Source organism: Candidatus Poribacteria bacterium (assembly GCA_009839745.1).
GTDB lineage: Bacteria > Poribacteria > WGA-4E > WGA-4E > WGA-3G > WGA-3G.
On record VXPE01000042.1, the window covers coordinates 23881 to 47807 of the forward strand.

At 48.5% G+C, this 23927-nt stretch carries 24 protein-coding genes; 7 read left to right on the forward strand and 17 right to left on the reverse strand.

The window, feature by feature from the left end:
- Positions 1-78 precede the first annotated feature (78 nt).
- The 3 genes from F4X88_07015 to F4X88_07025 form a co-directional block, all read right to left on the reverse strand.
- A complete protein-coding gene (locus tag F4X88_07015; protein ID MYA56026.1) occupies positions 79-765 on the reverse strand; it encodes a hypothetical protein in 687 nt (228 codons plus the stop codon).
- Between the two features lie 146 nt (positions 766-911).
- Entirely contained in the window at positions 912-1262 is a 351-nt protein-coding gene (locus tag F4X88_07020) for a hypothetical protein (GenBank protein MYA56027.1), read from the reverse strand.
- 272 nt (positions 1263-1534) lie between these two features.
- On the reverse strand, positions 1535-2125 hold the full coding sequence (locus tag F4X88_07025; GenBank protein ID MYA56028.1) for a sigma-70 family RNA polymerase sigma factor: 591 nt from the start codon (positions 2123-2125) through the stop codon (positions 1535-1537).
- A 239-nt stretch (positions 2126-2364) separates the two neighbouring features.
- On the opposite strand from F4X88_07025, the gene F4X88_07030 reads away from it, so the two are divergent.
- Positions 2365-3114, forward strand: a complete 750-nt coding sequence (locus tag F4X88_07030; GenBank protein ID MYA56029.1) for an SDR family oxidoreductase — start codon at positions 2365-2367, stop codon at positions 3112-3114.
- Here F4X88_07030 and F4X88_07035 read toward each other — a convergent pair.
- The 5 genes from F4X88_07035 to F4X88_07055 all read right to left on the reverse strand — a co-directional run bounded on the left by F4X88_07035 (position 3104) and on the right by F4X88_07055 (position 8427).
- The gene (locus tag F4X88_07035; GenBank protein MYA56030.1) at positions 3104-4372 is read right to left on the reverse strand and encodes a hypothetical protein; all 1269 of its coding nucleotides are present in this window, start codon (positions 4370-4372) and stop codon (positions 3104-3106) included. The two genes, F4X88_07030 and F4X88_07035, sit on opposite strands and share 11 nt — an antisense overlap.
- A gap of 246 nt (positions 4373-4618) precedes the next feature.
- Positions 4619-5581, reverse strand: a complete 963-nt coding sequence (locus F4X88_07040; GenBank protein ID MYA56031.1) for a hypothetical protein — start codon at positions 5579-5581, stop codon at positions 4619-4621.
- Between the two features lie 119 nt (positions 5582-5700).
- A complete protein-coding gene (locus tag F4X88_07045) occupies positions 5701-5910 on the reverse strand; it encodes a hypothetical protein (protein MYA56032.1) in 210 nt (69 codons plus the stop codon).
- A gap of 94 nt (positions 5911-6004) precedes the next feature.
- Positions 6005-6859, reverse strand: coding sequence for a hypothetical protein (locus F4X88_07050; protein ID MYA56033.1), 855 nt, complete (start codon positions 6857-6859; stop codon positions 6005-6007).
- Between the two features lie 470 nt (positions 6860-7329).
- Positions 7330-8427, reverse strand: a complete 1098-nt coding sequence (locus tag F4X88_07055) for a mandelate racemase/muconate lactonizing enzyme family protein (protein MYA56034.1) — start codon at positions 8425-8427, stop codon at positions 7330-7332.
- Positions 8428-8635: 208 nt separating this feature from the next.
- On the opposite strand from F4X88_07055, the gene F4X88_07060 reads away from it, so the two are divergent.
- From F4X88_07060 to F4X88_07075, 4 genes are all read left to right on the forward strand, one after another.
- On the forward strand, positions 8636-9703 hold the full coding sequence (locus F4X88_07060) for a Gfo/Idh/MocA family oxidoreductase (protein MYA56035.1): 1068 nt from the start codon (positions 8636-8638) through the stop codon (positions 9701-9703).
- A 12-nt stretch (positions 9704-9715) separates the two neighbouring features.
- Positions 9716-10183, forward strand: a complete 468-nt coding sequence (locus tag F4X88_07065) for a ubiquinol-cytochrome c reductase iron-sulfur subunit (protein ID MYA56036.1) — start codon at positions 9716-9718, stop codon at positions 10181-10183.
- Between the two features lie 134 nt (positions 10184-10317).
- Positions 10318-11559 carry a cytochrome bc complex cytochrome b subunit gene (locus F4X88_07070; GenBank protein ID MYA56037.1) on the forward strand — a complete coding sequence of 414 codons (1242 nt, stop codon included), beginning with the start codon at positions 10318-10320 and terminating at the stop codon, positions 11557-11559.
- 18 nt (positions 11560-11577) lie between these two features.
- Positions 11578-13014 (forward strand): site-specific DNA-methyltransferase, encoded by a 1437-nt coding sequence (locus tag F4X88_07075; protein ID MYA56038.1) that lies wholly within the window; start codon positions 11578-11580, stop codon positions 13012-13014.
- Here the strand turns inward: F4X88_07075 and F4X88_07080 are convergent.
- Positions 12914-13747 (reverse strand): tetratricopeptide repeat protein, encoded by an 834-nt coding sequence (locus F4X88_07080; protein MYA56039.1) that lies wholly within the window; start codon positions 13745-13747, stop codon positions 12914-12916. The two genes, F4X88_07075 and F4X88_07080, sit on opposite strands and share 101 nt — an antisense overlap.
- Here F4X88_07080 and F4X88_07085 point away from each other — a divergent pair.
- The gene (locus tag F4X88_07085; protein MYA56040.1) at positions 13724-14560 is read left to right on the forward strand and encodes an amidohydrolase family protein; all 837 of its coding nucleotides are present in this window, start codon (positions 13724-13726) and stop codon (positions 14558-14560) included. The genes F4X88_07080 and F4X88_07085 overlap by 24 nt on opposite strands.
- A gap of 103 nt (positions 14561-14663) precedes the next feature.
- On the opposite strand, the gene F4X88_07090 is transcribed toward F4X88_07085, so the two are convergent.
- The 8 genes from F4X88_07090 to F4X88_07125 all read right to left on the reverse strand — a co-directional run bounded on the left by F4X88_07090 (position 14664) and on the right by F4X88_07125 (position 22716).
- Positions 14664-15233, reverse strand: a complete 570-nt coding sequence (locus F4X88_07090) for a nitroreductase (protein ID MYA56041.1) — start codon at positions 15231-15233, stop codon at positions 14664-14666.
- Positions 15234-15310: 77 nt separating this feature from the next.
- Positions 15311-15655 carry a hypothetical protein gene (locus F4X88_07095; protein ID MYA56042.1) on the reverse strand — a complete coding sequence of 115 codons (345 nt, stop codon included), beginning with the start codon at positions 15653-15655 and terminating at the stop codon, positions 15311-15313.
- A 72-nt stretch (positions 15656-15727) separates the two neighbouring features.
- Positions 15728-16516 (reverse strand): prepilin peptidase, encoded by a 789-nt coding sequence (locus F4X88_07100; GenBank protein ID MYA56043.1) that lies wholly within the window; start codon positions 16514-16516, stop codon positions 15728-15730.
- A 251-nt stretch (positions 16517-16767) separates the two neighbouring features.
- The gene (locus F4X88_07105; protein ID MYA56044.1) at positions 16768-17202 is read right to left on the reverse strand and encodes a hypothetical protein; all 435 of its coding nucleotides are present in this window, start codon (positions 17200-17202) and stop codon (positions 16768-16770) included.
- A gap of 35 nt (positions 17203-17237) precedes the next feature.
- Positions 17238-18665, reverse strand: a complete 1428-nt coding sequence (locus F4X88_07110) for a sigma-54-dependent Fis family transcriptional regulator (GenBank protein ID MYA56045.1) — start codon at positions 18663-18665, stop codon at positions 17238-17240.
- 61 nt (positions 18666-18726) lie between these two features.
- Positions 18727-20802: a HAMP domain-containing protein gene (locus F4X88_07115; GenBank protein ID MYA56046.1), complete on the reverse strand. Its 2076-nt coding sequence runs from the start codon at positions 20800-20802 to the stop codon at positions 18727-18729.
- Positions 20803-20892: 90 nt separating this feature from the next.
- The gene (locus tag F4X88_07120; GenBank protein MYA56047.1) at positions 20893-22290 is read right to left on the reverse strand and encodes a hypothetical protein; all 1398 of its coding nucleotides are present in this window, start codon (positions 22288-22290) and stop codon (positions 20893-20895) included.
- 54 nt (positions 22291-22344) lie between these two features.
- The gene (locus tag F4X88_07125) at positions 22345-22716 is read right to left on the reverse strand and encodes a mannose-6-phosphate isomerase (protein ID MYA56048.1); all 372 of its coding nucleotides are present in this window, start codon (positions 22714-22716) and stop codon (positions 22345-22347) included.
- A 165-nt stretch (positions 22717-22881) separates the two neighbouring features.
- Between F4X88_07125 and F4X88_07130 the strand changes: the two genes are divergently transcribed.
- Positions 22882-23916: a beta-lactamase family protein gene (locus F4X88_07130; protein MYA56049.1), complete on the forward strand. Its 1035-nt coding sequence runs from the start codon at positions 22882-22884 to the stop codon at positions 23914-23916.
- The last annotated feature ends 11 nt before the right edge of the window (positions 23917-23927 follow it).

Sequence of the window (23927 nt, forward strand, 5' to 3'; positions counted from 1 at the left end):
CGGGAAAAACAATTAGCACAAGGCGTAAAGTTTTACGTTTCCGCAATGAAGTCTTTGAAACATAGCGAATGTTGAATATTACCAATTAAATTGAGAGAGATGCTCCTCAATTTGATCATGAGTCATATATTGTGAAAGCAGCCGTCGCGACCCCTCCAAAACTTGCTGTTTTTCTGCGTCGCTCAACTTGGGAATATACTTGTTAGCAGCACGAATCATGTCCGCTTGCAAACCATCGGCTTGCCGTTTCAATTCCCGAGCACCTGTCTCCGTCTCTATCAGTTTTAAAATCTCGGATTCTGGCAAAGATAGGAGCGGATACTGATTCATAATCATGTTGTACGCCTCTTGCATCTCTCGTCCGAAATTTTCTGCCGAAAAATTAGCAAGGTATGGATCCTCGGTTGGCTCAATAGTTTCAGGAGGCTGAGTGGTAATCTCCTCGGTTGGGGTGGACGTAGGCACCTCTGCTTTAAACATTTCCACCGATCCGAGTTGCGTTTCAACAGAATCGACTGTCTCTGTAGACGGTTGCGTTTCAACAGAATCGACTGTCTCTACAGACGGTTGCGTTTGATCCACACCCCCCTGATGCACCTGTGTTTTCTCTGAAGATTTCACCACCGGCGGGGGGTGGGTTGTCTTGTAAACCTTCACAGGCACTCGTCGTGCCTGTGACTTGTAAGTATTGACTCCCAAGAATCCTGCGATTCCGATACAAACGAGGACACAGCACCAAAAAAACTTAGATTCAAACAAAGACATAATAGAACAACCTCTCCTTGATTTTCGCAGAAAAAGACACAACACGCATTCTCTGGACGTAAAAAAATGTGTCTTTTCGGCTCAGAAAAAGACAATTACACCTGTTGGGTATAGAAAAAAGCGGCTTTGTTGCCAACGGTTCGGATTCACATCAGATATTCGGAACCTTTACGGATTTCCTCGATCGCATAAGCCACAGCGACCCCTATCATGGCTGCCCCCCCAAATGTGATGATGACACCACCCAGGGTCGTTACGGTCGCTGCGACCCCGCTACCCACACAAATAGCTCTCGTAATCCAGATGATTCCGATACTTCCCGCGATAGCACCCGAAAAAAACCATTCGCACGTTTGCGTCCAACCGGCGGGCGGGTAAATCGGCAAAAAATGAAAGTATACCATGTGAACGAATATCAATACCGTTAGAATTTCTAACGGAGTGATCATATTCTGGCTCCATGCAAGGGGGTGCCAAAGTCTTTTCATCTTGAACATTTTTATCTCCTTATTGTTGTATTCTCTGGCAATCCTCTTGTTGTATAAAGTGCTAACCTAAAAGACCCAGAAAAGATAACCTATTCTATGCTACAATTAGGTTAGTGCTGTCCATACTCTATCTATGGCAGTGCAGCGTCGATGGGTGCTGGAATCCCCCTCGGCGCACCTCAAAACTCTGAGAGGCTGCCAATGCTTACAAATAGCGATTTTATTCAAACAGATAAAAATCGTCAAGAAAAAATCCCCCTGCACACCATTGAATTGCAGGCTCACTTTGCTTTTTTGAGCGTAAGTGGCACACCGAGACGCTCACGCACTACTTTTCGTATCTTGTTCCGTCGAGACTTCACGGTGTTTGGCGAGATCTTTAGCATGGCTGCTGATCCAGCCTCCGTCAGCCCCCGCTCCCACAACTCAAAGACTTCTATGTAAATGGAGCCCAACCCCTCAACTATCTCCCGAATTTCATAGACACGTTCATCCAAGTGATACTGACGAACACGTTTGCTCACTTCCTGTTCAGAGACACCCATGTAGCGTTCGTCAGCAGCTTCCCTGATGAGTCCGCGTTTTTTGGCATCCGCAAGGAACGCTTTGCATTTACTACGCGCTATCTGTTTCACCCACTGTTCCACGGATACTATATCATCTGCTTGTCGGCGGACGCGTCGCACAATCGCGAGGACGGTCTCTTGATAGATATCCGATTCTTCCTCGACATTGTGGATTTCATAATGGATGATGGTCCTGAGGAGCCGCTCATATTTCTTTATGAGAACCCCAAGTGCGTCATTATCTCCGTTCTGAATCCGCGTCAGCAATATTGCATCCGAAAGATTTGTGAGGTTTTCTGTCTGCATTCATACAACAAGCCCTTGAAAAAGACAGAAAAGGTCACGGTGCTGAAAAAACTCACTCTTTTTGCAGAAAATCTCTGTTTTATCAAAAATCAAGCGATTTTTTATTGTGGTGTAGTTCCAATTATGCTGTTGCTACACCGTCTAATTTGTGCTATATTTGTAGAAGGAAAAAAATAAAAAAGAGAGCTTCAATCTATTTCCAGATCAAAACCGTATAGTAGGGAGGTTCATTAACGCTGATGAGATACAAGGGAAGGGTTGCATTGGTAACCGGCGCGAGCCGTGGGATAGGACAAGCAACCGCACTTAAACTCGCCAGTGAAGGAGCGACTGTCGCCGTCCACTATTCTCGCGCCGTTGAAAAAGCCGAAGCCGTCTGTGAGCAGATTCGCAACTTGGGACAAACAGCAATACCTGTTCAAGCCGATATTGCTGATAGAGATGCCGTAAACAGAATGGTCACGAGGGTGGCGGAAGAACTCGGGACAATCGAACTATTGGTAAACAATGCCGGAGAGGTCGGTGATGTGGCGTTTGACGAACTCGCGCCTGAACATTGGGACAGGATTATTGCGATTAATCTGACAGGTCCCTTCAACGTGTTATGGGCAGTCAAACCCGGGATGATTGAGAGGCAGTTTGGGCGCATCGTCAACGTGTCCTCAATCGCTGCGTTGGCAGTCCGTCCGAACCAATTGCCTTATGCAGCAGCGAAAGCCGGCGTCATTGCCTTGACGAAATCGTGCTGTGGACCGCTTGCACCGCACAACATCCGTATCAATTCAGTCGCACCCGGGGCAATCGCGACAGATATGTTAGGGGAAGTCTCAGCAGAGATGGTGGAACACCTTCGGTCTACGACACCCCTCGGCAGGCTCGGTGAACCGGAAGAGATGGCAGATGTAATAGCGTTCCTCTTGAGCGAGGAATCGAGTTATATGACAGGTTCGACGGTCATTGCGAGTGGTGGCAGAATCCTTATTCCTTAACCGAAAGAATTGTGTCACCAACCTCCAAATCGAACGCAACGAAGGTCTGTTTTCCTTCAACGAGAAACGTATCCCTCTGAAAATCGCGTCGGGAACGGACTTCGCGGAGATCCCACCCGTTAACCTGAACATGACGGATCGGTGTATCAAGAGCCAGCGTAAAATTTGCTGTTGGGAATTGGGTGGAGAGCTTAACCCCCCTACCCCCCTTATCAGGGGGGCAAGAAGAATCTCGTTCTAAGACTTCAATATCGGTAAGTTCACGTGCCATATAGTAGTGCCCAATCTCCGAATTTTTCATCCAGAGCGTTTTCGTGCCATCTGGGTCATAAGCGTCGAGCCGTGCCTTGACGGTTTTTAGTATATCAAACCCACATTTTTCACCGTTGAAATAGAATCCGGGCCAATGCCCAACGAGGACACACGGAAGTTCCTTTTCGAGAATCGGTGGCAAGCGACCCCCCTGTAAATCTTCTGTAATGAACCGATCGGCATCCCCCAAATCGTAGCCTGTCCAGCCACCGAACCAGTCCCCCGCACACGAGACAATACTGGCAATCGCAATTCCTGCCTCTTTCTCAGGATAATAGATGGGCACATCCGGCAGTTCATCATGCTTGAGCCAGAGGAAATAGAACGGACGCGGGTTGTTATTGACATGTTGAGAAGCGGTTAGCACGGCTTCTGCATACGCCGCTTCCTGACGTTTTCCAAACGCACCGGGACTCGTCACACCCTCACACGGAATACCGACATTATCAAGCATTTCCATCGCTGTGATGATGTAGTCCGTGAGTCTATTATCAACGGGCGGATCGACCCATTCGACCTGTTCCCATTCTTCGGTGAGGCTGAATGTGTCCAGATCAACGACAGCGGTATGTGTGAGCATCTCCGGTGTCAGGTCGAAACTCGGCCAAATCAGTTCCCTATAGATGCGCAGCCACGCCTGATATTCGTGTGTTGGAAAGTCTGGAAACCCTTCGTCGACGCGTCCGACACCTGCCGGGTAGGGAATCAGGCTAAATTTTCCCTTCACACCATTTTCCCAACACCATTCTGCCCACTCCCACGCGAAATCTGAGGGGATTGTGGGGGGGATACTTTTCAGTTGCGTGGCGTTGCCTTCCCAACGTTCTGGAGGGATATTCGGCTGATGTCGTGCTTTCCACGCGTGCCGTTGGTGTATCCAGTAGTAGGTAAGATTGACCACCGGACACGAATCGTCAACGATCAGCGACAAAGGGGTTCTTAACAATGGGTTGCAGGGGGTGACCTTCAAATTATACATATATAGGACTTACGCAATATTGATAAAAATAGCAGGTTTTTGAAGTTGTTGTCGGATATAATCATCAAGTAAACTTTCTTTGAGTTGATAAACCGTTTGACGGGCTGCGCGTGCGACCCGCGTCAAACTTACCCAGACCCATATAATGCAACAGTATAACACAACTCTAACTTACTGCGTAAGTCCTAAGTATTTTTCCTATGAATCCCACTCTCATTTCAATTTGCCCCACATCGTAGTCAGTAACTGAGGTTGTGGTGCAACCGGCAATGCATAAGCTGGGTCAAACCAATCTCCGAGATAATTCTGTCCAATATGAGTCAGTTGTTCTACCTGCTTATCGTCTATCCCAATTTTAAAAACTTGGTCGTCTCCGTGAATATAAAGCAGGGCATCCCCCTGTGGCGACCAAACCGGGTCGGCTGCCTGAGGCCCCGCTTCGTCAACAAGCTGCACAAGACCGGTGCCATCGCGATTGATGATGTAGATGGTTTGTGTGTCAGCAAAATCCGCCAGCGGCACCCGATGAAGCCAGGCAAAAGCGAGTTTATCACCCTTTGGAGACCAAACCACATGTCCTGATATCCATGAAGGGCGTGCCTTCGGTGGAAAGATTACTTTTTGTTTTCGCGTGTCAAGGCTTAGTATACTGATGTGGCTCTGATCGGGCCGACCACTGACAAAGGCAATCTCCGTGCCATCCGGGGACCAAGTCGGGCAACTTCCAATTGCCACTTTTTCCTCGTGTTTACCATCAATCGTAGCGATATAAATAAAACTCCCGCTCGGCTCTCGCCGTCTATAAGCAAACTGTTTCCCGTCAGGTGACCACATCGGTTGAGATCTATCTGCTGACCTTGCAAATACGGCTCGCACATTGCCACCATCGGCATCCATTAGATAGATATCCCAATGTAACGGTTGCTTGTTCCGGTCTGATGAAAAAAGAATCTGTTCGCCTGTTGGGGACCAGGCAGACATATTATCTCTGGCGCGGTGGTTGGTTATTTTTTCCTGCTGCGTCCCATCCGGATTCATCAGGTAGATGTCCCGATTGCCCTCACGAAATGAGCTAAACGCGATTTTTGGGGTTTCGGGTGCTTGTGCCCAGCTGCGATAACTGCTTGAACACATAAGGATCAGGCTGAAAAGAACACCCATTGCTGTAAATTTCACAATACATTCCTCCTATTTTGAGGTAGCAGACACTTCCGTCTCCTCAGAAGGAACGTGCCTGCTCACCTATAGAGGGAGGCGACAAAAGCCGCCATCCCCTCTGTAGCAAGGAAATCGCTTTAGACACAAGTGCCATGACTGCAGTTCCCATTTTCACAATCATGATTATTGACGCACATCCACGCTTCAGCCCGTGGTGCACCAATGATAGCTTGTGCCAGTAGCACACTACCCACCACCGCACCGAGCGTCAGTGGAGATTTGACTCCCACCTTGCCTTCCTCGGAGTGGACAAACTCGCGGATTTTACCGCGCAGATTCTTTTTCATATCGGTTGTTCTCCTTTCTGCCGGTGCTTCTCTTCCCGCAAGATTGACTTCCCACCCCCAGTTGGGAAACCCATTTCCAAGACGAATTCATTCGCTACGGAAGTAAGCCTTCCCCTTGGAAATGTCTGAAAACTGCCTCGATTTCAGCAGGTGTATGCTGTTCCGCTAATATCTCTGCTAAGGCGGTTTCAAGGCAGTCGTATCTATTGCTCCCCGCTCGGTACGCACTGGACTCGGTGGTTCCAGACCCCGGATCATACCGACGGCAGAAAACCAGCGGAGACACATTTCTTTCTCTTCTAAAGGCATTCGCGCTTTGCTGATGCCCCTCTTCAAAGCACTGAACGATTTCTTGTGCTACTTTTTCCCAAGTGAATTTTTGAGCCAAACCCTTTGCAACGTCTTCGCATTGGACGCGAGCAACGCAAGGTTTCAACAACGTGTGTATCGTTTCAGATAACGTCGCCATAGGGACCTGGAAATTACCGGAATGATCCCAGTCCGACTCCACAACAGCACCGGCATCCGCAACTTCCGCAGGCATCCCATACTTCGTCATTGCAACATACGGTGCACCATACGCCATCGCCTCTAAGACAATCGACAACGGGGTACCCGGCATCGCAGGGAAACAGACGAGATCCAACGCTTGGAAGAATATCGGTAAAACTGACAGCGTCTCCTCATCATCGGCACTGAAATTGAACAGCAAGCCCTCTTTCTCGAGTTCTGTGAGTCTCTCAAACGCCTCAAGGATAGCTTCCTCTGCATAAGAGGCGCGGAGTGTTCTGACAATTTCAGTATGCGTCTGCGTTTCCGCGAGTTTTAGGATGTCCGCCATCGCAGCAGAGAGTTCGACGACACGCGCTTTCTCAAGGTCTGCTGCATACGACGCGCCCGCCTCTTCAAAGAAATAGAGGGCGTGCAACATTTTTGGAAAATCGAGCAATTTTTATGTGCCTTTCCGTTTTTTTTATGAGACTTCGGGTTCCTATTCTTACTAAACTTTGGACAATTTTTTTATAGTAAAGCTTAGAATTAATTGGACACTTCACACCGGCGAGGTTAGAAACCTCGCCTACCGGGGAACGGAACATGTCTATTTATTTTTAGGATCCACTATAAGAATACACATATCGCCCCGCTGGGGCTTAGGTCTTGGGGGGTTGGGGTTTCTATACACATTCCGCCCCGCTGGGGCTGCCGTTGGGTGCATCGGGGTTTATTTTCCTGTGAGTTGGGTGTGTTTCAGAAACTTTCAGAAAAATCAAAGCATGAACCCGACCGAAATTGTCCAAACTATAGTATTCTTAAAGACTGCACTTTTGCGTCGGTTTGGTGCATAAAATGAAAAATTTGACACTATCTAATGGGGCGAGGTTGGGAGACCTCGCCAGCAGGGGAAGAATATTTAAGTTCCTAATAATCCGCGATGGAGCCATCTGGTAGCCTACTATCGGGCCACGTGAAACGTCTGCCTGCTTCCTGTCCGACCTCAATCACTTTTGCCTCATCAACGGTAACCCCTAAGCCGGGTCCTTCTGGAAGTGAAACGTAGCCCTCTTCGTCCATCTCCCAGGTTTTGTGGGCAACGCCGTCTGGAAGGACGTTCTCATACCCCTCATGGATGAGGAAAAACGGCACAGCAGCGGATAAATGAAGACTCGCAGTGAGACCGAGGTAGGACATCGTGCAGTGTGGCGCGATTGGCACGTGATGTGCCTCGGCGAGTGCTGCAACTTTCTTAACTTGCGTAATACCGCCGCCGTGTCCAACATCGGGCTGAAGGATGTCAATCACTTGTGCTTCAAGGATTTCGCGGACCTCCCATATTGTGCGGTCGCGCTCTCCTGTAGCGAGCGGCACAGGAACGGATTCCCGGATTTTGCGCATCACTTCAATATTCCCCGGAACCCATGCCTCCTCTAAAAAAAGGAGGTCGTCCGGCTGGAGATAACTCGCGAATTGTTTGACAATCGGCGGGGGCAGACAACTATGTGCGTCAAACATCACTGCGCCATCGGAACCGACTTTCTCTCGGGCATCCCGCACGCGTTGGACGAGATCGGCGATCTCATCGGGGCTGCCAGCAAACGGCTTAGAGCCGCCGGGCCCCGTCTTAATCGCTTTCGGACTCGGATACTTCCAAATCTTATCGCGACAGGGACCCCCGAGCAAGCGATAGACGGGTACGCCCCAGAGTTTCCCGGCTATATCCCACAGTGCCATATCAATGGCGGAGATGGTATGCACCATCAAACCGCCGCCCCGGATGTTGCGGTGTGCGCGAAACAAGCGTTGCCAGTGATGCTCAATGCGCGTCGGGTTTTCCCCGATAATCAACTCGGACAACGAACGCGCTAACGCACAGGTAACGGTTGTCTCCATATTGTTGATCTCGCCCCATCCCGTAACACCCATGTTCGTTTCAATCTTGACGTAGGCTTTCACACCCATCGGGAAAGCCTCAAGGTTCGTCACTCGAATCTGCGAACCTTTATCTTCATAATCTGCCATTTTTAATTGTTCCTTTTTTAAGTTTTCCTTGCGGTTCGGTCAGGTGGATTTGATGCCTAAAGTGTCTTTGCGTATAATAGTTTGCAATGTTTTTGAAGGTTTGTCAAGGGAAACGATTTGACAAAAAGAGCAAGGGAGTGATAGAATAGTTCAACACGATCTCAAACAGTTGGCTTACAAACTACGCCAAGATAAGGAGATTCAACAGATGGCAAATCAGACATATCGCGTTGGAATCATTGGCTGCGGTGGAATGGGTAGATCTCATTCCAGAGCATGGACCGCACATCCGAAAGCACAAGTTGTCGCAGCCATGGACATCTATGAAGAAGCGGCGCAACGCGTCTCGGATGAATACGATGTTCCGGCTATCTATACAAACGTTGATGAAATGTTGGCAAAAGAGGACTTGGACATCGCCAGTATCACAACCTGGCAGGGACCGCGGGCAGAAGCCACGGTTGCAGCGGCGAAAGCAGGCGTAAAAGGCATTATCGGTGAGAAACCGATGGCAGCCTCACTCGGACAAGCCGACGCTATGATCGCTGCCTGTGAAGAGAACGATGTCAAGCTTATCATCGGCCACCAAGGTAGATATGCGCCGGCAAATATAGAGACTCGCAGGCTCGTCGCCGCAGGGGCGATTGGTGAACCAACAACCGTCCACCACAGTGCGAAAAGGCACGCAGGATTGTTGAACACAGGCACACACGCAATCGATGGTTGGCGTTTCATGCTGTCCGATCCTGAAACACTCTGGGTCATTGGGCAGACCTCTCGGACGACCGATCGGTGGGAACGCCGCACGATTTGTGAGGACCTCTGTATGGGTTTAGTCTGCTTTGAAGGCGGGGCACGCGGTATCTACGAAGGCGATCTGCCGGAACCGTCAGTCTCCCATCCCAGAATCGCTGGAACAGAGGGACAAATCCGTAACGGACCTGACGGCACACTTCTGCTCCAAAATGGGGACGCGCAGGGCTGGCAAACCATTACACCCCCCCCACAAACAAAAAATCAGTACGATGAATTCATCGAGTGGATCGAAGGTGAAATCCCTGACCATCGCGGCAGTGGCGTTCAAGCACGCTACACGCTTGAAATCATGATGGCTATCTATGAATCTTTACGGATCAAGAACGTCGTCCAGATCCCGATGGAAACCAAGGAACTGCCGCTTGAGCTTATGGTTAACGACGGCACGCTGCCGGTCTTAGAAGAAGGACGATATGATTTGCGCAAACCCTTTGAAGGGCAAACGTGGAAAAAGCCGTAAAGGAGAAAATGGATGGAGAAAAAGGGGAGACGTTCATTTTTTGAAATTGCAACAGCATTCATTGGCGGCATAATAAGCCTCGCGGCGGGTATCCCGCTTATCGGCTTTGCGATTTCACCTGCCTTCAAGAAAGGGGAATCGAAATGGGTCGATCTGGGTCTCGCCGCCCGACTCAAAAACAGCCGTTTTAAAAAGGTGGACTATACCTTCACTGCAAAAGACGGCTGGGTCAAAGCAACGAAAAAACGTTCTGTCTACGTAACTGACGTAGGTAACGGAGAGTGGCATGTCTTCTCACGCATCTGTTCACACCTCGGCTGCCTTGTCCGATGGGATGAGCAGAAGGAATCCTTCCTCTGTCCGTGTCACGGTGCGGTGTTCGATAAAAACGGAATTGTTGTTGCCGGCCCCCCGCCGCGTCCCTTGCAGAAACTCCAAACGAAGGTCGAAGCCGGCATTTTATACGTAAAGGATTTTTAACTATTATGTCTGGTCGGGGTTTCCGTTGTCAACCCCGATCTACAATTGTTAAACACTCTTTTTTTGGTTATGAATTTACCGAAAACCCGATTTCCGACAACAGAGGAAACAGTCCCAGAAACTAATCGTTAAAAATGCAATTTCTCAACGAACGTCTCCCGTTAGCGGAGTTCTCCGCACATCTACGCAAACCTTTGCCGAAACACATCAATCTGCTTTTCTCACTGGGCAGTTTGGCAATGTTCCTGCTGCTGCTTCAGGCAGCGACGGGTGCGTTTCTGGCATTATATTATTCGCCTTCACCGGAGCATGCCCATAATGCGGTAACGTATATCAGCGAAGAGGTGCCGTTCGGGTCATTCGTGCGTGGGTTACACCATTGGGGTGCAAGTGCGATGGTTATCATCGTCTTTCTGCACCTGCTCCGTGTTGTGCTTTATAGTTCATACAAATCCCCACGTGAACTTACATGGATCGTCGGGGTTCTCCTGCTGTTAGTCGTCCTCGGCTTCGGATTCACGGGTTACCTTCTTCCGTGGGATGAGAAAGCGTATTGGGCGACGGTTGTCGGTGTCGAAATCGCCAGCACTGCCCCCATCTTAGGCGATTTTGTTGCGAAGGTCTTGCGCGGGGGAACTGAGATAGGTGCGGTGACACTGTCTCGATTTTACGCCCTCCATACAATCTGGTTGCCGTGGTTGGCTTTCGGCTTGGTCGGTGTGCACCTCTTCTTCGTCCGCTACTACGGTTCCTCGGGTACCCCAGAGAACACCCCAGAAGAGATAAAGATGGGTAAACCGTTCTATCCGGATCAGGTCTTTGAAGATGTTGTTGGTATGCTCATCCTCTTTGTTGCTTTGGCGGCCGCTGCGTTGTTCATGTCTGTGCCGCTTGAAGATGTCGCCGACCCAACGAATGCCAGTTATGATCCGCGACCCGAATGGTATTTCCTATTCCTGTTTCAACTGCTAAAGTATTTCCAAGGTCCTCTCGAAATTGTGGGGACGTTTGTAATCCCGACGGTTGGTATGGTGCTCCTGCTATTCCTCCCGTTCTTAGACAAAAGCGAACGCGCCGTCCTCTGGAAACGCCCCGTGGCACTGACGGTCACGACTGTCTGTGTTGTCGGAATTGTAGGGTTAACGGTGCTGGGTGCGAGTTCTCCAAAACTTGAAACAACAGAGGCCACCACAACCCAAGAGGCACCACAACCCACAGAGGAAGTTCAAGAAGTCAGCAGACCAGATACAGAGACAGTGGAAGTCGAGGAAGGGGAAGCGGTTTTCGATTTTCAGTTGACGGAAGAAGAAATTGAAGGAACGGAAGAAGGGGAAGCAGTTTTTGATTTTCAACTCACTGAAGAAGAACTGCAATAGCGTGTTTCACAGCAGCTTATGAAAAACTGTAATCTGAAAGCACAATTCGGGAGCGGTTTGCAAACCCATATTGAAGGCATACTTTTCCCTACAGACCCCGAACCTGAGGTCCCAACAGACGACACTGAATCTGATGGCGTAGCGTTGGTTTCGTTTCGAGAACTCGTCCCTGAAATCAAGGATACCGGTTATCTGACACACGCTATTTTCGCGTATCCTGCGAAATTTATCCCGCAAGTCGTCCGGTACGCTATTAACACCTACACAAAGGAAGGAGATTGGATTATCGATCCGTTCGCCGGTTCAGGGACCGTAGGTGTCGAAGCGTATCTGTGTAAACGCAATGCTGTTCTACTCGATCTCAACCTACTCTTAAACCATATCATGCCACTGAAAATTTACAGTGGAAAAGACAGATTGGATGAAGAGCATTTGTGTAAACTGTTAGATGGTATGAGAGAAAGTAGCCACCTGTTTATACCTGCTTGGTCGAATGTTACATACTGGTACGCACCTGAAATCCTCGAAGTTTTATCACGCTATTGGGGTTTCATCAATAATATGGACGGTGGTGTCTATTCTACCATTATCAAATCGGCATTGCTAAAGGTGAACAGACGCTTCTCCTATACAGAAGACAGAACACCTAAGCTTGCCAAATCCAAGCGTAAATTGAACGTGATAGCGGAGCTGCTCAAGGAAAATTGGCGAGAACAGTTAGATGAGATGGTATATAGTCTATCCTTGAAAACATTAAAAAACCTCAATGACTTCGTGATGCATACACAGCACCAGTGTGAACATCTGGGGACGGTTGAATTTCATGGGGGTGTGGATTCGTCTTATGTCCCCGTGTCAAGAGAATGCGATGCGTTAATCACATCGCCGCCGTATCTCCAAGCGCAAGAATACATCCGCTCTACAAAGAGGGACCTCTTCTGGTTAGGACACACTGAAGAAGAGATTCGTGAATTATCACGGCTTGAAATCCCATATCGGAAAGCAGATCGACTGATTCAGACCGAAACGTTGAACAAAATCAGGGAGATGCTCACTCGGGACGACCTACAGAAACGGCTCGACTCCTATTTCTGCCATACGGTCAACGCACTTGAAAATTCGATGAATCAACTGAGACCGGGGGCAGCCGCTTGTATTTTCGTCGGCAATCCACGGATTGACGGCATAACGGTTGAACTGTGGCGGATATTGGTGGAGTATTTTACGGAACGTGGGTTTGTGTTTGAAAAAGTCTACGAGGACAAAATTAAGACGCGGAAACTCTTCGGTGCCCGAAAAAATAAGAACCCGGATGGAATGAAGTCAGAATTCCTGCTGATTTTAAAGAAAAGCATTACCTATCAAGCATCTTCTCGGCAGTGCGGATCTGTTCTTGAAGATAAGGAATATCCTTCGCGCGTTCCAAGAAAATCTCCAGATAGCGACGCATCATGAGCGGATCATCATTCTTTTGATACGCTTGCGCGAGACGATAATAAGCCTCTACATCGCTGTCATCAAGGGACAACCCTTTTTCATAGGATTGGATAGCGCGAAGAAATTCCCCATTCTCCTCGTAAGCGAGACCGAGGTTAAAATAGGTATCGGCATCGCCCTCCTCTATCTCAAGGGCTGCCTCGTAATTTTGAATAGCATCCTGATACATTTCGCGGTGGAGGTAAGTACTCGCCATATTGTAGTAGGCATCAGCAAAGGTTGGTTCTGTTTCAATTGCGTTTTGAAAGGCGGCAAGAGCCTCGTCGAACTGGTCTGTCATGTCGTAAGCATAGCCGAGATTATTGTAGAAGGCGGGGTTTCCCGGGGATAACTCAAGCGCGGTATGGAACGTCTCAATCGCAAGGATAAACAAGCCGAGATCGGCGTAAACCAAACCGAGGTTGTTATAGGCGTGATGGTGCCTATCATCAAGTGCGATAGCATTTTGAAAAGACTCCATAGCGTTCTCATATTCACCGAGTTCACGATAGGCTATACCGAGTTGAATATACCCTTCCGCATCTGTCGGATTGAGTGCCTGCCCCATTCTGAGCCTTAACACATCGCGTTGCAGTTCCCGATTCTGTTGCTGTGTTTGGTCAGAAGGATTACATCCAAACAGCAAACAGGTTAAGAACCCTATTATGATAAAAGGAAAAATTAAAACATGATTATTGATACACATACACATTTCTACGATCCAACGCGCCCCGAAGGTGTCCCGTGGCCAAATCCAGATGATGATGTGCTTTACCGAAAAGTGATGCCAGAAGATTACAAAGCACTCGCTGTTCCCGAAGGCGCGACAGGCACTGTCGTCGTTGAGGCGAGCAAATGGCTCGAGGACAACCAGTGGATTCTGGACCTCGCCGCAGATGAGCCTTTCATTGTGGGGTTCGTTGGACACTTAGAACCCGACGACGTAGATTTTGAAGCCTCCCTATCAAGGTTTTCTGCGAATCCACTCTTTCGCGGGATACGCCTCGGCGGGGGACACCTACGTGCCATCAGTGACAACACGTTCTTAGCTAATATTGAAAAATTGGCAGCGAAAGCACTCACCTTGGACCTGTTGATTAATCCTGAGATGCTATCAGTTTTACCAACCTTAGTTGAACATACACCAGAGATGCGTATTGTCATCAACCACATCGCAGGTGCGCGAATATCAGAACAGCCCCCCGACCCAGGGTGGGTTTCCGCAATCCATGAAGTGGCTCGCTACCCAAACATCTATTGCAAAGTATCCGGACTCGCAGAACACACTGGGCAAATCCCTGCCCCTACGGATGTCGCCTATTACACCCCAACGATAGATGTGTTATGGGATGCATTCGGTGAGGATAGGCTCATCTACGGGAGTAATTGGCCCGTATCTGAACGCTTCGCGCCGTATAAAGTCGTGCAACAGATTGTGAACGACTACTTCAGTGCGAAAGGTGAGGCAGTCAAAGCGAAGTTCTTTTGGCAGAATGCCAAGGCAGCGTACCAGTTAGCCATTTAGGGGACACCGTCTCCCCATCGGCCATTAGGAACTGTGGTAGATGAGAACGTTTGACCCGAACTGACCACTGACGGTTGACCGTTCTCACTGCGAAGCAAGCCAATCATGCCACCCAGCGGATAAACTCGCCTGCGGGTTGTCGCTTTGGTGCGCCGATGTCGGCGGGATACCCCGTGTAGAAGAAGCCGATGATGTACTCCTGTGACGAATCAATTCCCAGCAACTGATACGTCTGCTCTTCGAGCGTGATTCTACCGGTGCTCCACTGCATCCCGACCCCAGCATCCCATGCGGCGAGTTGGACGTTCTGCACAGCACAGCAGGCGGCAGCATAATCTTCCCGTCGACGTTGTTCATCACCCTCTTGTATGCACGAAACGGCGATAATCGTCGGCTTGGACATGAATTTCTCGTAAGCCAACTCACCGATTTTGGCAAGATTTTCGGCATCAACGTGGTCGGGTGTATCCTCTATCTTGATCTCTCGGTAGCGGTCTGCGAGGATCAACTTCGTCTCCTCGCCAATAACTGTGAACCGCCACGGCTCTGTGACATGGTGATTCGGTGCCCATATTCCGTAACTGAAAACCTGTTCGATGACATCGTTTGGCACTGGTTCCGGTTTGAACTTAAAAATCGTGCGTCGTGAAAGAATCGCGTCTTTAACATCCATTATGTCGTATCCTCCTTATGGGATTTAATTATACGCTATAAATGTAGTTAATTGCAAGCAGTAGAAATCATCCTACCCTAAGGCAGTTTCAAGACGTTCCACCACTTCAAGAGAAGCGTATAATGACTGTGCCCGTACACATCTTCGGTCCACCGACGTTTTATTGGTCTCCTAAGTTGTATGTAGTCTTTCTCCCGGGTTACACCCTCACCTTCAAAAATCACTTCATCACTTCCGTCTCCGCTTAACCATGTAACAATGAAAGTAATCTTCGTAAGTGCTTCTTCCAGAGGCATTCCCAGTTTAACAAAACCTTCAGCAGATTCTTTCCGCGGTTCCGTCACAGGCGATTGTTGTGCATGGATAGTCTGCTGGCTCAAGGCGAATATCAGTAGGCAGATGAGTATGTAAAAGGTTTTCATATTTTCTCCATCGCATTAAATGGCGACGGCACACGCCGTGTGCTTGATCGGGATTACAAATCCCTCCTACAATTAATTCCATCCAACGAATCGCAAGTAGGTCCCCCAGAGTCTATCCCCCCATAAAAGCACAAGCACAGCGGCACCGGCGAGGAAGGGGCCATACGGGATAGGGCTCTGCCGACCTTTCCGTCCAGAGAGAATCAAGGCACTCCCGACGATCGCACCACTCAGGGCAGAGAAGGCGATTACCATCACGAGTTCGGGCCACGCACCGAGGAACAATCCGTTGAGTGCCATCAGTTTGATGTCGCCACCCCCCATCGCTTTTTTGCGTAAGATAGCACTCCCAACTACGGCAATCAACCATAACGCCGTCCATCCAGCAACGGCACCGATGAGGCGCGTGAGCAGATACGACACATCGGCACGTTGATATGCGATCGCACAGACAATCACTGAACCGAGAATCAATCCCGTCACGATGAGGACGTTTGGAATAATATAGTGCCTTCCATCGATGACAGAGATCGGCAACAACACAGCGATGAAAGCAATTGCGAGTAGAAATTCGAGGGTTACCCCGAAGTGGTAGAACATGAACAGAAACAAGGCAGCTGTCGCTAATTCAACCAACGGGTATATAACGGAAATTTTCGCCTTACAAGACCGACACCTTCCTCGCAAAAGCAGATAACTCAAAACGGGGATGTTGTCATAAAAGTTTATCGGTTTCTTACATTCAGGACAAAAAGAGCGGCGTGGCGAATGAATCGATACGTCTGAGAGCGGAATACGGTGGATACATACATTGAGAAAACTGCCGATTGCCAGCCCAAAAAGAAAAATAAAGACCCACATATTTTTTAATAGTTGTCAGTTATCAGTTTTCAGTTGTCAGTTAAGCGGGTTTCTTGTAACAATTTTCCAAACCCTGGAATATTCCAAGTTTTTGGTGAATTGTTACCGAACGTCTCTTGTGACTGAAAACTAATACCACTTCTAAAAGTTTATATTGCATTAGCAGCCCCTGAGTGCACAGACTAACAGTCTATGCTACAAGCATGCACGAACTGAAGTTTATGCTACAATTTCAATCAGAAATGGTATAACTACCACCAATACTTCTCACCGAGGCGCGCGTCCGCATGATAAACTCTACTAATCTCCGCGACACCGCCGATTCGGTATTTTTCGGGAACACGCGGGTGATTTTTCGCAATCCCTATCTTGTAGGTGTTTTGATGGAGAACATAATCCCCACCCCATGGTGTCTCTGGAACAGATTCCAGATAGTTCCCACGCCATCCTTCAACGCCAGGATTCGTTACCAAGACATCTAAATTCGTTGGATACCGCCCGGTATGCTTGACGTATTTCTGGATAGCAATAGCGATGGTTTCGACATCTATATCCGCCGCGCTCACTTTTCGATACTCCCGCCAGGGTGGAAAGGAAAGTCCCCCAATGATAATGGCTATAATAACAAGGATGAGCAGCTGAAGTAGCGTCATCCCACCGTTTTCGTTGATGTTTTTCTGTATCATGGTAACAGTCGGGAATCAGGGTTCCCGCCTACAATTTAACTCGCAGAACTTGGCCGAGAAATGCCATACCGGTTCATTTTTTTGTACAAGTTACTCCGCTCTACCTTTAATGCTTCTGCGGTCCGTCGGATGTTCCATTTATTATTTTCCAAAGCGGCAAGGATACATTGAGCCTCGGCAGTATCCACCATCTTACTCAGCGCCATTCCAGGTTTGTAGAGCGGTATCCCAAGAGAAGAGTGTAAGGCAATTTGATCCAGCGCCGCACTTGGCGATGGATGCGGGGAAGTAGATTGCGGGATCAATGCCAAAGCCTCGGCGACATCGGGTGCCATGACAACATCTCGATTTACCATAATCAGGAGGCGTTCAACGATGTTTTTTAACTCCCGGATGTTCCCTGGCCAATTGTAACTTTGAAACACAGCATAAGCTGCTGGATCAATGACTTTCGGGGTGGATGCAATATTGAGTTGTAAACGCTCGGCAAAATATTTCACTAACAGCGGAATATCCTCTGTCCGTACTCGAAGCGGTGGAACGTTAATAGGCACGACATTCAGTCGATAGAAAAGATCGCGCCGAAACCGCCCCTTTTCAATTTCTTCAGGGAGGTGTTTGTTCGTCGCCGCGATAATGCGAACATCTACCGTCCGAATCTGATTTCCTCCGAGACGTTCGACTTCGCCGGTTTCAATGACGCGAAGGACCTTTGCTTGCGCCTTTAAACTCATATCGCCAATTTCATCGAGAAAGATGGTGCCACCGTGAGCAAGTTCAAAGCGTCCTTGTCTTCGTGAGTCAGCACCAGTGAACGCACCCCGTTCATGTCCAAAGAGTTCACTCTCAATGAGTTCATCGGGTAAAGCGGCGCAGTTGAGCGGGATAAAGGTTTTCGCGGCACGTCTGCTCTGTCGATGGATCGCATTCGCGACAAGTTGCTTACCCGTGCCGTTCTCACCAGAGATTAAGACACCGAGTTTACTTTCCGCGACCCGCTGAATCTGCGAGCGGAGATGCGAAATAACTGCACTCTCACCTACCATTTCGTCGGCGGGCGTAATTTGTGATTTCAGAATCTCATTTTCTTGTGATAAACGGGATATGTCTAAAAACGGCTGGACACTGGAGAGAATTTTATCAATACTGATCGGCTTTGTAATATACCGCTTCGCACCGAGTTCCATTGTTTTAACGGCAATTTCAATATCTTGTTGCGCAGACATCATCACCACATTTAATTCCGGGTAACGTTCACGAAGTTTGACAAGTGTCTGAACACCATCCATCCCATTTTCCATACAGATATCTAACAATACAAGATCCACATCCGACCGGATGCACTGTTGCAATGCTTCTTCACCACTCGCAGCTGTAAGTGCCTGATACCCACGCATCTTGAGTCCTTGGGACAACATCTTAAGCGTATTTTTTTCGTCATCTACAATCAGAATCGTTTCCATTTTCTAATTTCACCTTGCGGATAAGTTTCAGTTTCGTGATAAAAATCTTAGGAATTCCGTGTTAGAGTTGTGGTATTAATTCTTCAGTCGCCGATGTAAACTCCTCGGAGCGAGTTCCTTGATGCGTTTGAAAATGGATACGGACAGTCGTGCCTTCGCCTTCAGTGCTTTGGAAGTCTATATCGGCACCATGCTCTGTGACAATCCTTCTAACAATTGGCACACCGAGTCCTCTACCATTCGCCTCTGATTTTGTCGTGTAATAAGGCACAAAGAGATTCGCCCTAGTCTCCTCGGACATACCGGACCCCGTATCTTGGATTTCCAGTGAAACCGTGCCATTAATGACTTTCGGGGCATGACGGTTGCTATCATCTTCAGTTGCCGCGAGATTCTCTCGTTGACCCCTACTTGGTGTATAACGATTGTTATCATTTTCTTCTGTCACAACGTGCTCTGACGGACTGCCATTTGGTGTGAAATGGGTTTTCACCTGAAGCAATCCACCTTCAGGCATCGCTTCAATTGCATTTTTCAAGAGGTTGCCGAGTGCCTGTGTAATCTGTTCCGGATCAACTAAAAGTAGAGGCAGCGGGTCTAATTCGGTCCTAACTTTAATTTTCGAGATATTTTCAAGCCAGAACTTCTCAGTAGAATCCTGTAGTACCGAATCCACCTGCTCTGAACTCATCGGTGCGACTTCATTTTCCTGTTCAAGGTCAGGTATGTGTCTACCGGTGTAGAGTGTCAGGACAGTTCTCACAATGTCATTCAATTGGCTCCATTTTCGCTGCGGTTTCGGCATTCGCGCGAATTGATGGAACTCGTCAATGAGTTTACCGATCCGATCCACTTCTTCAATGACCGTGTCCGTACATTCACTGAATATTTGCTCAAAAACCTCAGGATTGGATTTCGCCTGCTGCAGATTTTCAACAGAGAGCCGAATCGGAAAGAGCGGGTTTTTAACTTCGTGTGCCACTTGCCGAGCGGCATCTCTCCAAGTCGCGGCACGCTCTGCCGCTATACGCTCCTCCATGCTTTGCTTCAGGTCCCGTGCCATTTGATTGAACCCTTCAGCCAGCTGTCCCACCTCGTTACGCGATTGGATTTTAACGCGATGATCAAGATCCCCCGCCGCGATATGGCTAACCCCCTCACGTAGCACCGCGATAGGACGCGTCATCCGCCGGCTAATGATATAACTGATGAGATAAACCAACGCGAGTCCACCGATGCCACTCAAAAGCAGTGTAATCGTAAGTTGCCGCTGCCATCTCACTTGACGTTCATGCGAATATGCAACGATTAAGCCAACAGCGGGTTTCTCGCGCGTGGTCGCGAAGGGTGAGTTGAAAGGTGTTATCCGAAAAGCAGTAAAAGCGCGTCCACTGGTCTCTTCTGTTCCCTGTAAAAAGATTTTTCGCTCTGGGAGCCAACTCGGCAGTGATTTAAACCATCCTCTCCCGTGCGCCGTCTGAGCTGCGAAATTTAGCGGGAGCCAATCTTCTGCCGCTGTCGCTTTCGGTTCGGTGTCAAAGGATGTTGCGTCCGACATTTGGGACCTTCCTACAAGGAAGATGGGATGCTCATCTGATTGGATAGTGGTTTGGGTCGTCTCCAGCCACGTCTGCAAGAGGTAGCCTCCTGTTACGAACCCCCACTCGCCGGCTTCCGTTCCCTGAACCATATACTGCAACCCCAGATCACTCTGTAGCGGAATACTTCTGAGCCGTATATGCCCCTCATCGTCGTCCAACGAATTATACGTTCGCGTCCTTTGTCCTATCTTCGTGTCCGGATATAGCAATCTGCCATCCGCGGTCCCATACTCCAAGAGATCAAACTCGGGTGCCGGTAGATAAGGGAAGCGCGATTCGCTTTCTATGACGCGGTGCAGTCTTGCATCATTCGCTGTGGCGTGGACTTCTTTTTGAACTTTGTTGAGCAACTTTTGATAATTGTTTGAAATTTGAGCTTGAACTCTCCCAACATAAGAGTCAATTTCCCTCTTAAAAGCAAGCCGAATCAGGAAACTGGTACTCCCAAAGACAACGCCAAACATGACAAGGAAGACCAAACCATAGGCGATAAATATTTTATCATGGAATCGTAAAGCAGAGAGTTTATTCCTCATTTTTTATAGTTTATAGTTGTCAGTTGTCAGTTAAGCACACTGTGGCAGGTATATTTTCAGTTACCACCACAGGAGTTATGCTGAAAACTGTTAACTGTTAACTGAAGACCCTAAAAAAGATCGGAAATTCCGTTTATAACCTTCAACCCCGTCTTGCAGGTATGTTAACTCACTCCCCCCATTATTGTCAAGGTGTAACCCTTGGAGCCTGCCCTTTACGGCAATCGTATCCATTAAAAGACGCATCAACCGGCAAATAAACCGGATATTCCGCTTTGGAACGGTTAGCGTTGCATTAGGGACCCCGTTCTCACTAAAATCTAAAGCAGTCCCGCGATACGAAGCGGTCTGCATGTGTGTCATGGCTAATCCTTCAAACTCGATTAATTTGCTGTCCATTCCAGTCTCTGTCGGCAGGACTAAGCCGGGACCAAGTTCCTCCCAATGGATAAATAAAACGACTTTATCCCTGGGGCCCGCGATAATACCGTTGAGAATAGAGTGATTACTCGTGGGTCCCTTCGCATTTATGACATTAGCACCACCGCCGCGTTCCTGAATAGATTCCGTATAAAGTTGGACGAACCATTCACCAAGGCAACTACTATCGGCGTAGTTGTAAAAAACAATATTTCCTTTTCCATCGACCTCCTCAAAGAGATGAATCCAGCGCGCCAATTGATACGCAATGTTATCCTGATGATTATAAGCAAGATTAAAGGCTTCATGTGCCTGACTCACACCTTCGACAGCGGCACGAATTCGGGCATTCGGAGTTTCGCCCTTTCCTGCGGTCATAGCAAGAAAGAACAACCCGACTGGAGAGAAAGCTGAAAACCGTCCACCGACACCATCACGGACAGGAAGCAGCGTGTCCCCGTAGAACGGCGATTGCTTATGCATTCGGAAGAGTACACTGTCGGCAGTTAATCCGGTCGTCGCGAGGATTTGTTGATGCCAGTTTACATCATCAAGTGCATCACGGATAATCATCAACGTCGCCATAGTTTCGGTTGTTGTTCCGGATTTGCTAATGACATTGAAAAGCGTCTTATGAAGGAGATTTCTCGCCTTGAGCATTCCAAGTAAGCCGATAAGCCGGCATGGATCGAAGGTGTCGCCTGTGAAATAGACTTCTGGGGCACCTCCGCGTTCTTCGACCGACAGCAAATTATGATACGGATGGTTGAAAGAATCGTGAAAGACGCGGGCACTCAGGTCGGAACCCCCGACGCCAATAGTGACTAACACGGAGAATGCCTCACGCGCGCGTGTAGCTAACACCACGACTTGAGCAATATCCTCGGCTTCGAGATGACTTCGGGTCCACGCACGAAGTCCACGCTCCAGCTCGGAAAGCGGTGCTTCTGCTTCATCCTGAAATAGAAGGTGAATGCTTTGCAAAGCGGTATCAACCTTCTGTTGTGCCTTCTGGGGGAACGAACCGGCTATCTCATTGTCAACCCCAAAATGTAGCTTACTGTCCAATTTTTAATTATACCTTTTTTTAATTATACCTTGCGGAGGAACGACGGGCGTTGCTTAAGTCCGTCTGCCATACTTGTCCGAAAGACGGACAATATCTTCTTCGTCAAAGTGCCCAAACGCTATTTCGAGGATTCGATAGTCCTTAGATTCACCGATGAGCTGATGTTTGGCACCTTGTGGAATAAACACCGGTTCCATAGGGGCGGGACGTTGAATGGTGCCCTCAAGGTTTACACAAGCACCCTCATCAAGCGGAATCCACAACTCACTTCGGTGGTGGTGATACTGATAACTAACCTGCTCGCCTGCCCGAATTTCTAAAATTTTGACGGTAACGGGTTGATTGAGGACATATTGTATGAAGCCTCCCCAAGGTTTTTCAATTGTTATAATTTCCTGAAGTTCTTTCGGGCATAAAGTTTCCATGATCCAATTCTCCGGGTTTCGCAATCGTTTGAAAACCTACCTGCAGATGAAAAAATACTTACCAAAAGATAATAGATAGTGTATCATATAAGTAGGCTGTTCGTCAACTCAAAAGGGGCGTGCGTGTAGCGCCATCAAATATGCGCATTCTGTTAGGAAACTCAATTGTTAAAAGGAACAATTTCAACACTTATTGAGAATAGCATCTCCGAGAAGGTGTTTCCCGGTGCCGTCGTCTGCATCCTGACGGATAAAAAGGTGCTTTACCACGAGGCGTTTGGGTATCGATGTGTGAAACCGAAAAGGCTACCGATGTTTCACACGACGTTATTCGATTTGGCATCGCTGACGAAACCGGTTGTTGTAGGAACGCTTTGCATGCAGTTCGTTGAGAGCGGCAAACTCTCTTTGGATACGCCTGCAGAGAAATACCTGCCGGAGTTCAAACAGAAGGGGGTGACACTTAAACACCTGCTGACACATACCTCAGGACTCCCCGCATGGTTACCTGTCTACCTGCGTGTCCGATCACGAAAAAATGTAATCTCCTACCTCGGAGGGGTGCCATTGGAATCTCAACCCGGGAAAAAAGCCGTGTATAGTTGCTTGGGGTATATCGTTTTAGGAGCACTTCTTGAAAGAGTGGCTGGACAATCCTTGGACAAATTGGCACACGATCGGATTTTCGCGCCACTCGGTATGGAATGGACGCGGTTCAATCCGCCACAAGCATGGCGCAACTACTGTGCAGCAACAGAGGATTCCAACAGTTTTGAACGTCGGATGGTGAACTACGAACGCTACGATTGGCGAGAGGGCGTAATCATCGGACAGGTTCACGATGAGAATGCGCATTTCCTTAGCGGCGTCTCTGGCAATGCCGGGCTTTTTTCTACATCAACAGATCTCAGTAAGTTCTGTAGAACACTGATGGACAACGGTGGAGACCTCTTACGCCCGGTGAGCCTTTGTAGGATGCAACAGATCGCCCCAGCGGTAGGAGAACGTCGAGGTATCGGCTGGATTGTGACAGATGACGGCTGTCTCTACCACACAGGATTCACTGGCACTTCAATACGAATCTGTTTAAAAAGGAAACTTGCAGCGATCCTGTTGACAAATCGGGTGCATCCGGATGCCGATCGGCGAGGCATTATCGAATTCAGGAAGATATTCCATAATATTTTATTCGCTTCGTAGCAACGCGCTAC

Bases quoted from the DNA above. Each gene is read 5' to 3' on its own strand.
- F4X88_07015 (MYA56026.1), bottom strand. From the start codon at position 765: ATGTCTTTGTTTGAATCTAAGTTTTTTTGGTGCTGTGTCCTCGTTTGT.
- F4X88_07020 (MYA56027.1), bottom strand. From the start codon at position 1,262: ATGTTCAAGATGAAAAGACTTTGGCACCCCCTTGCATGGAGCCAGAAT.
- F4X88_07025 (MYA56028.1), bottom strand. From the start codon at position 2,125: ATGCAGACAGAAAACCTCACAAATCTTTCGGATGCAATATTGCTGACG.
- F4X88_07030 (MYA56029.1), top strand. From the start codon at position 2,365: ATGAGATACAAGGGAAGGGTTGCATTGGTAACCGGCGCGAGCCGTGGG.
- F4X88_07045 (MYA56032.1), bottom strand. From the start codon at position 5,910: ATGAAAAAGAATCTGCGCGGTAAAATCCGCGAGTTTGTCCACTCCGAG.
- F4X88_07055 (MYA56034.1), bottom strand. From the start codon at position 8,427: ATGGCAGATTATGAAGATAAAGGTTCGCAGATTCGAGTGACGAACCTT.
- F4X88_07060 (MYA56035.1), top strand. From the start codon at position 8,636: ATGGCAAATCAGACATATCGCGTTGGAATCATTGGCTGCGGTGGAATG.
- F4X88_07065 (MYA56036.1), top strand. From the start codon at position 9,716: ATGGAGAAAAAGGGGAGACGTTCATTTTTTGAAATTGCAACAGCATTC.
- F4X88_07070 (MYA56037.1), top strand. From the start codon at position 10,318: ATGCAATTTCTCAACGAACGTCTCCCGTTAGCGGAGTTCTCCGCACAT.
- F4X88_07075 (MYA56038.1), top strand. From the start codon at position 11,578: ATGAAAAACTGTAATCTGAAAGCACAATTCGGGAGCGGTTTGCAAACC.
- F4X88_07085 (MYA56040.1), top strand. From the start codon at position 13,724: ATGATTATTGATACACATACACATTTCTACGATCCAACGCGCCCCGAA.
- F4X88_07080 (MYA56039.1), bottom strand. From the start codon at position 13,747: ATGTGTATGTGTATCAATAATCATGTTTTAATTTTTCCTTTTATCATA.
- F4X88_07090 (MYA56041.1), bottom strand. From the start codon at position 15,233: ATGGATGTTAAAGACGCGATTCTTTCACGACGCACGATTTTTAAGTTC.
- F4X88_07095 (MYA56042.1), bottom strand. From the start codon at position 15,655: ATGAAAACCTTTTACATACTCATCTGCCTACTGATATTCGCCTTGAGC.
- F4X88_07100 (MYA56043.1), bottom strand. From the start codon at position 16,516: ATGTGGGTCTTTATTTTTCTTTTTGGGCTGGCAATCGGCAGTTTTCTC.
- F4X88_07105 (MYA56044.1), bottom strand. From the start codon at position 17,202: ATGATACAGAAAAACATCAACGAAAACGGTGGGATGACGCTACTTCAG.
- F4X88_07110 (MYA56045.1), bottom strand. From the start codon at position 18,665: ATGGAAACGATTCTGATTGTAGATGACGAAAAAAATACGCTTAAGATG.
- F4X88_07115 (MYA56046.1), bottom strand. From the start codon at position 20,802: ATGAGGAATAAACTCTCTGCTTTACGATTCCATGATAAAATATTTATC.
- F4X88_07125 (MYA56048.1), bottom strand. From the start codon at position 22,716: ATGGAAACTTTATGCCCGAAAGAACTTCAGGAAATTATAACAATTGAA.